This window comes from Pseudomonas sp. EA_65y_Pfl1_P113 (genome assembly GCF_963970525.1).
Lineage (GTDB): Bacteria > Pseudomonadota > Gammaproteobacteria > Pseudomonadales > Pseudomonadaceae > Aquipseudomonas > Aquipseudomonas tritici.
In genome coordinates, this window is sequence record NZ_CAXAQM010000064.1 from 1 (window position 1) to 6,967 (window position 6,967).

The window sequence follows — 6,967 nt, forward strand, 5'->3', positions numbered from 1 at the left end:
AAGGGAAGAAAAGTATTAATATCACGCATAAGAACGCCGGTTTTTTAGATGTGTTTGCTCGCACGAACATCATCCATCAAATCGGCGTTCTTGTTTCTGTCTTTCCCGTGATTCCGTGAAGAACCATTTTTTTTGCCTAGGGTTTTGTCGGCTCTTGGAGTGTTTATAGCGCTTAAACATGTGTTGATGTTTTTTTGCCGAGGTCTCTCACAAGTGATGGTCTTGAATGAACTGTCGTTGAAAGTTTGTAGGGGGAATGAATTTTTTACATCTGCGTAGGAACTGGTCTTACAGAAAATTCACTCATGTAAGTGCCGTGAATATATAAAACGCAGAATGGTCTGTAGGAAATATGGAAGTAAGTGGATATGTTGAATGGAACTAAATCGACCCGTTTTTTCTTGCCGGTTTTCTCGGCGGCGGGCCAGAGGCAAGGGGCATTTCCTGAGAGTTGCGTGTGGCGCGTTTACCCTGTCCCCCATACGCCATGGATATTTCGCTCAAAGTATGTAAGTCCCCGGAAAGTTCTGAAAGGATCCATAAAACTGGATACATCTGAGACGGCGTTTTTTTGTAGGGCAATTCCTTTATCGCTGTGGGTTGGGTCTCTGCTTGCTAATGCTTGGGGGGGAATGCTATGCCAACTAGTAAACGACTAGGCTATTGTGCTTGCTCTAAATAATTCGAACAGCGAAATTGGACTTTCTCATGAATAAAGTGCTGATCGTGGATGATCATCCCGTCATTCGTCTTGCTGTGCGTATGCTAATGGAACGTCATGGTTATGAGGTCGTTGCCGAGACCGATAACGGTGTCGATGCGTTGCAACTTGCGCGAGAGCATATGCCGGACATTGTCATACTGGATATTGGGATCCCCAAACTTGATGGCCTGGAAGTTATTTGCCGGCTTTCCTCTACCAAACAACCCGCGCCGTTCAAGGTGTTGGTGCTTACGTCCCAGGCCCCTGGCCATTTCTCCATGCGCTGCATGCAGGCGGGGGCTGCCGGCTACGTGTGCAAGCAACAGGACCTGACCGAGCTGCTGAGTGCGATCAAGGCGGTCTTGTCGGGCTACAGCTACTTCCCGAATCAGGCGCTCAACTCGGTACGCTCCACCATGGGTAATGCCAGTGAGGCTGATATGGTCGAGCGCCTGTCGGGACGGGAAATGATGGTATTGCAGCAGTTGGCCAGGGGTCGAACCAACAAGGAGATCGCCGACGGTATGTTCCTCAGCAACAAGACCGTCAGCACCTACAAGACACGTTTGCTGCTCAAGCTGAACGCACGCTCCCTCGTAGACCTGATTGAACTGGCCCAGCGCAACGGCTTGGTATAGAAGAGGGCAGTGCACCACGTATTGCTTGGATAAACGGCAGAAAAAAGCCTCCGTGAGGGAGGCTTCCGGCCGTCGACCGCTCGATTAGAGATCGAAGTCGTAATCGGCCAGCTGTTTTTGCAAGCGTCGTTCTTCCAGAAGGTTGTCGATGGTGCGGCGTTTGCTCAAATTGGTCTTGGCGACCTCTGCCACTGGTGCCTCGACCACATCGTCATCCGATTCAACGAGGTCGTCTTCCACTTCCAGTTGTTCTTTGCCAGTGCTCATAAGGTTCACTCCGGGCTAAGACTGCCGTTGGCGCCCCTTATAACGATAATCCATGATCCGGTAAAAAAGATTTTTTCAATCGACTGATTGAGAAAACCAATGATCCCTCAATCGTCGGACGTCTTTTCCTTGTATTCGCACAAGTCTTCGATGCGACAGCTGCCGCAGCGTGGCTTGCGAGCCTGGCAAACATAGCGCCCGTGAAGGATCAGCCAGTGGTGGGAGTCCAACAGATAGGGCTTGGGCACGAACTTCATCAGCTGCTTTTCCACCTCCACCACGTTCTTCCCGCGGGCTATACCGGTGCGGTTGCTGACCCGGAATATGTGGGTGTCCACGGCCATGGCCAGTTGCCGGAATGCGGTGTTGAGCACCACGTTAGCGGTCTTACGGCCAACGCCCGGCAGGGCTTCCAGTTCCTCACGGGTTTGCGGCACTTGGCTGCCATGCCGCTCGATCAGCAGGCGGCATGTCTCGATAACGTTCTTGGCTTTGCTGTTGTACAGGCCAATGGTCTTGATGTACTCCGATAACCCGTCCACACCCAGGGCATACATCGCTTCCGGCGTGTTCGCCACGGGATACAGCTTCGCCGTGGCCTTGTTGACGCCGACGTCGGTGGATTGTGCCGACAGGATCACCGCAATCAGCAACTCGAACGGCGTGGTGTAAGCCAGTTCGGTCTTGGGTTCCGGATTGTCTTCGTGAAGCCTGCGGAAAATTTCCAGGCGTTTTGCGGCGTTCATGGGGTGGGGCGTTCCTAGGAGTCGGTCGGCGGGATTGTAGCAATACACACAGCAGGTTTTTGCGGATCAGATCTTGCCATGGGCATCCACTTGGCGCTGCGCCTCATCGAGGTTGTGTTGTGCCTCGGCCATTTGCTGCGAGTCGGCGTTCAGGTCCTGGGCTTTCTTCAATGCCGCACGGCGCATCGCCAGCTGGATTTTGGCGCGTTTCAGGTCGGCGATATTCATGGTCGTACCGACGGCCTTCGATGCGGTGCCCGGTTCCAAGGTCGCCAGCGCTTGTTCTGCCGCTTCGTACTGCTGCTGCAGGACGATCAACTGCGACTGTTGTTCATAGGTTGGCGGGTGACCGAAAGCCTTCAAGGATTTATGCAGTTGGGCGCGACTCATTGCGACCGTGATTTTAGCTTTTTTGATCGCCGCATCCTGCGCGGTACCGACCTCTACAGGTAAAGCCGGTACTGGGCGTTTGACCCGAGCCAGGCGTTCGGCGAGTTTTTGCGATTCTTCCCGCTGCAGCCGCGCATTGCGTTGTTCATAACGCCGCCTTGCGCGATCGCGCTTGAGCCCTCGTTCATGGCGTTGCTGATCATTGGCGGCCAGGCCGCCGACAATTGGCAATACGGTGGCTGTCGGGCGCATTTCAATGCAGTCTACAGGGCATGGTGCAACGCAGAGGTCGCAACCGGTGCACTCGTCGATGAGCACGGTGTGCATCAGCTTGGCAGCGCCAACAATGGCATCCACCGGGCAGGCTTGGATGCATTTGGTACAGCCGATGCACTCGGCCTCGCGAATATAGGCGATCTGGGCCGCAGCTTCCCCACGGCTCGTATCCAGTTCCAGCACGGGCACACGCAGTAGTTGCGCAAGGCCAGCAATGGTCTCCTGTCCGCCAGGCGGGCACTTGTTAATCGCCTCGCCTTGAGCAATACCCTCGGCGTAAGGTGTGCAGCCGGGATGCCCGCATTTGCCGCACTGGGTTTGCGGCAGCAGCGCGTCGATACGTTTAATCAGATTCATGGGGTGATCATTGGCATGCCATTGAGCGAACGGGTGCGTTGTGGATTTGTAGGCGCCCGGCAAGCCGGGCTCCTACAGTAGACCTAATTCGCTTGCAGCAGGCCCATAGGCTTACTTGATCCGTTGACCCGGCTTGGCGCCGCTGTCAGGGCTCAGCAGGTAGATCTCTTCGCCGCCAGGGCCGGCCGCCATGACCATGCCTTCGGAAATACCGAACTTCATTTTCCGTGGCTTGAGGTTGGCGATCATCATGGTCAGGCGACCGTCGAGCTTGGACGGGTCTGGATAAGCGCTCTTGATCCCGGAGAACACATTGCGTTGCTCGTCACCGATGTCCAGTGTGAGGCGCAGCAACTTGTCGGCGCCTTCCACGGCTTCAGCCTTGACGATCAGCGCGACACGCAGGTCCACGGCAGCGAAGGCATCAAAGTCGATTTCCGGCGAGATCGGGTCTTTGGCCAGCTCACCGTTGCCGGCTGGCGCAGCCGAGCCGGTGTCGGTCTGGCTGGCGACCAGGTCTTCTTTCGAAGCGTCGGTCATGGCCTGGACTTTAACCGGGTCGATACGGGTCATCAGGGGCTTGAACTCGTTCAACTGATGGTTGCTGAGCAGGCTGGCGTGATCATTCCAGGTCAGCGGCGCCACATTGAGGAACGCCTCGGCATCCGCGGCCAACAATGGCAGCACCGGCTTGAGGAAAATCACCAGTTGGCGGAACAGGTTGATGCCCGTGGCGCAGATCGCCTGGACTTCTGCCTGTTTGCCTTCCTGCTTGTTCAGCGACCACGGCGCCTTGTCGGCGATCCACGCGTTGGCGCGGTCGGCCAGGCCCATGATCTCGCGCATCGCGCGGGCAAAGTCGCGGGCTTCATAGGCGTCGGCGATGCTTGGCGCAGCGGCCAGGAACGCTTCCGTCAGTTCCGGCGCGGCGTTCTCGGCCACCAGTACACCGGCGTTACCCTTGTGGATAAACCCGGCGCAACGGCTGGCGATGTTGACGACCTTGCCGACCAGGTCCGAGTTGACCTTCTGTACGAAGTCTTCCAGGTTCAGGTCGAGGTCATCGACGCCACGGCCCAGCTTGGAGGCGTAGTAGTAGCGCAGGTATTCCGGCGACAGGTGGTCCAGGTAGGTGCGCGCCTTGATAAAGGTGCCACGGGACTTGGACATCTTCTGGCCATTGACCGTCAGGTAGCCGTGCACCGCGATGCCGGTTGGCTTGCGGTAGCCCGAACCTTCAAGCATCGCCGGCCAGAACAGGGCGTGGAAGTTGACGATATCCTTGCCGATGAAGTGGTACAGCTCGGCGGTGGAATCCTTGGCCCAGAAGGCATCGAAGTCCAGCTCAGGCGTGCGATCACACAGGTTCTTGAAGCTGGCCATGTAGCCGATCGGCGCGTCCAGCCACACATAGAAGTACTTGCCCGGCTCGCCCGGGATCTCGAAGCCGAAGTACGGCGCGTCGCGGGAGATGTCCCACTGCTGCAAGCCGGCATCCAGCCATTCGGCGATCTTGTTGGCGACGGCGTCCTGCAGCGTGCCGCTGCGCGTCCAGGTTTGCAGCATCTGCTGGAAATCCGGGAGCTTGAAGAAGAAGTGCTGGGAATCCTTGAGCACCGGCGTGGCGCCGGAGATCGCCGACTTCGGATCCTTCAAGTCAGTCGGTGCATAAGTAGCACCGCATTTTTCGCAGTTGTCACCGTACTGGTCTTCGGTGCCGCATTTCGGGCAGGTGCCCTTGATGAAGCGGTCGGCCAGGAACATTTTCTTTTTCGGATCGAAATACTGCGTGATCGAACGCTGGGCAATGTGTCCGGCGTCTTTCAAGCGCAGGTAGATCTGGCTCGACAGCTCGCGGTTTTCGTCGGAGTGGGTTGAGTGGAAGTTGTCGAAATCCACCAGGAACTCGGCAAAGTCGGCGCTGTGTTCAGCCTGCACGTTGGCGATCAGTTGTTCCGGGGTGATGCCTTCCTTTTCGGCGCGCAACATGATGGCCGAACCGTGGGCGTCGTCCGCGCAGACATAAATGCATTGGTTGCCGCGATGCTTCTGGAAGCGCACCCACATATCGGTCTGGATGTACTCAAGCATATGGCCAAGATGGATCGAACCATTGGCATAGGGCAGGGCGCTGGTGACGAGAATCTTGCGTGGCTCGGACATGGGGCTCGGCTACTTGATGAAACGGAGGTCGGCCACTATAAAGCGCCGGGAAATATATTTCACCCCGTGGCGCCGTTTCAGAATCTTCCGAACCTGCGAAAGCATGCCGTTGGGCGGCTGGAACGGTTAGGATAGCCGCCTGTTTCAGTCAGTCTTTTTTCGGGAGTAGCCCATGAGCGCCGTCAATCGCGCAGCGGTGGAAGCCGTTCTTCGCCAGTACACCGACCCCTATTTGAACCAGGACCCGGTCAGCTCCGGCTGTGTGCGCGCCGTCGAAGTCCGCGGCGACCAGGTGTCGGTCCAGTTGGAATTGGGCTATGCCGCAGGCCTTTTCAAGAGCGGTTGGGCGCAGATGCTGCAAATGGCCATCGAAGGCCTGGACGGCGTACGGTCGGCCAAGGTCGACATTCAATGCGTGATCGCCGCGCACAAGGCCCAGGCGCAGATTCCGGGCCTGGCCAACGTCAAGAACGTTGTCGCCGTGGCGTCCGGCAAGGGCGGCGTGGGTAAGTCCACTACGGCGGCCAACCTGGCGCTGGCCCTGGCTCGTGAAGGTGCGCGCGTGGGCATTCTCGACGCCGATATCTATGGCCCGAGCCAAGGTGTGATGTTCGGCATTACCGAAGGCACTCGGCCGAAGGTCAAGGACCAGAAGTGGTTCGTGCCTATCGAATCCTTGGGCGTGGAAGTGATGTCCATGGCTTTCCTCACCGATGACAACACGCCGATGGTCTGGCGCGGGCCGATGGTTTCCGGCGCGTTGCTGCAACTGGTCACCCAGACCGCTTGGGGTGATCTGGATTACCTGGTGATCGACATGCCGCCAGGCACCGGCGATATCCAGCTAACCCTGGCGCAGAAAGTCCCGGTGGCCGGCGCGGTGATTGTCACCACCCCCCAGGACCTAGCGCTGCTCGACGCGAAAAAAGGCGTGGAGATGTTCCGCAAGGTCAATATCCCGGTGCTGGGCGTGGTTGAGAACATGGCGGTGCATATCTGCTCCAACTGCGGCCACGCCGAGCATCTGTTTGGTGAGGGCGGTGGCGAGAAACTGGCGACTCAATACGGTGTGGAGCTGTTGGCCTCGTTGCCGCTGTCAATGCTGATCCGTGAGCAGGCGGACGGCGGCAAGCCCACCGTAGTAGCCGAACCGGATAGCCCGGTCGCCATGATCTATCAGGAACTCGCACGTCACGTCGGCGCGCGAATCGTCCTGCAGGAAGCAGCAGCACCGGCCATGCCGACTATTACCGTCAGCGACGACTGAGGGTGATGCAGGGAAAAGGCCTCGACCCTGTCGGTAATGCTGTTCACTTAAGCATTTGAGCTCACGTCGAAGTTCCTAGAAAATCCGATGCCAGATATCTGGCATCGGATTTTTTATGTCTGTTCAGCAGCACCTGCTCGACCTCGGCGACCTTTTCAAC

At 57.4% G+C, this 6,967-nt stretch carries 6 protein-coding genes; 2 read left to right on the forward strand and 4 right to left on the reverse strand.

The features are described 5' to 3' along the window. Positions 1 to 708 precede the first annotated feature (708 nt). Positions 709 to 1,341 (forward strand): response regulator transcription factor, encoded by a 633-nt coding sequence (locus AACY52_RS27980; protein ID WP_010212736.1) that lies wholly within the window; start codon positions 709 to 711, stop codon positions 1,339 to 1,341. Positions 1,342 to 1,425: 84 nt separating this feature from the next. Here the strand turns inward: AACY52_RS27980 and AACY52_RS27985 are convergent, their stop codons facing one another. The 4 genes from AACY52_RS27985 to metG form a co-directional block, all read right to left on the reverse strand. Next, positions 1,426 to 1,608 carry a PA3496 family putative envelope integrity protein gene (locus AACY52_RS27985; protein ID WP_049709748.1) on the reverse strand — a complete coding sequence of 61 codons (183 nt, stop codon included), beginning with the start codon at positions 1,606 to 1,608 and terminating at the stop codon, positions 1,426 to 1,428. A 107-nt stretch (positions 1,609 to 1,715) separates the two neighbouring features. Next, positions 1,716 to 2,354 (reverse strand): endonuclease III, encoded by a 639-nt coding sequence (nth, locus tag AACY52_RS27990; RefSeq protein WP_339435866.1) that lies wholly within the window; start codon positions 2,352 to 2,354, stop codon positions 1,716 to 1,718. Between the two features lie 66 nt (positions 2,355 to 2,420). Beyond that, positions 2,421 to 3,377, reverse strand: coding sequence for an electron transport complex subunit RsxB (gene rsxB, locus AACY52_RS27995; RefSeq protein ID WP_339435867.1), 957 nt, complete (start codon positions 3,375 to 3,377; stop codon positions 2,421 to 2,423). A gap of 111 nt (positions 3,378 to 3,488) precedes the next feature. Beyond that, positions 3,489 to 5,540 carry a methionine--tRNA ligase gene (gene metG / locus AACY52_RS28000; protein ID WP_339561040.1) on the reverse strand — a complete coding sequence of 684 codons (2,052 nt, stop codon included), beginning with the start codon at positions 5,538 to 5,540 and terminating at the stop codon, positions 3,489 to 3,491. A gap of 172 nt (positions 5,541 to 5,712) precedes the next feature. Between metG and apbC the strand changes: the two genes are divergently transcribed. Further along, positions 5,713 to 6,807, forward strand: coding sequence for an iron-sulfur cluster carrier protein ApbC (apbC, locus tag AACY52_RS28005; RefSeq protein WP_339418279.1), 1,095 nt, complete (start codon positions 5,713 to 5,715; stop codon positions 6,805 to 6,807). Positions 6,808 to 6,967: the final 160 nt, after the last annotated feature.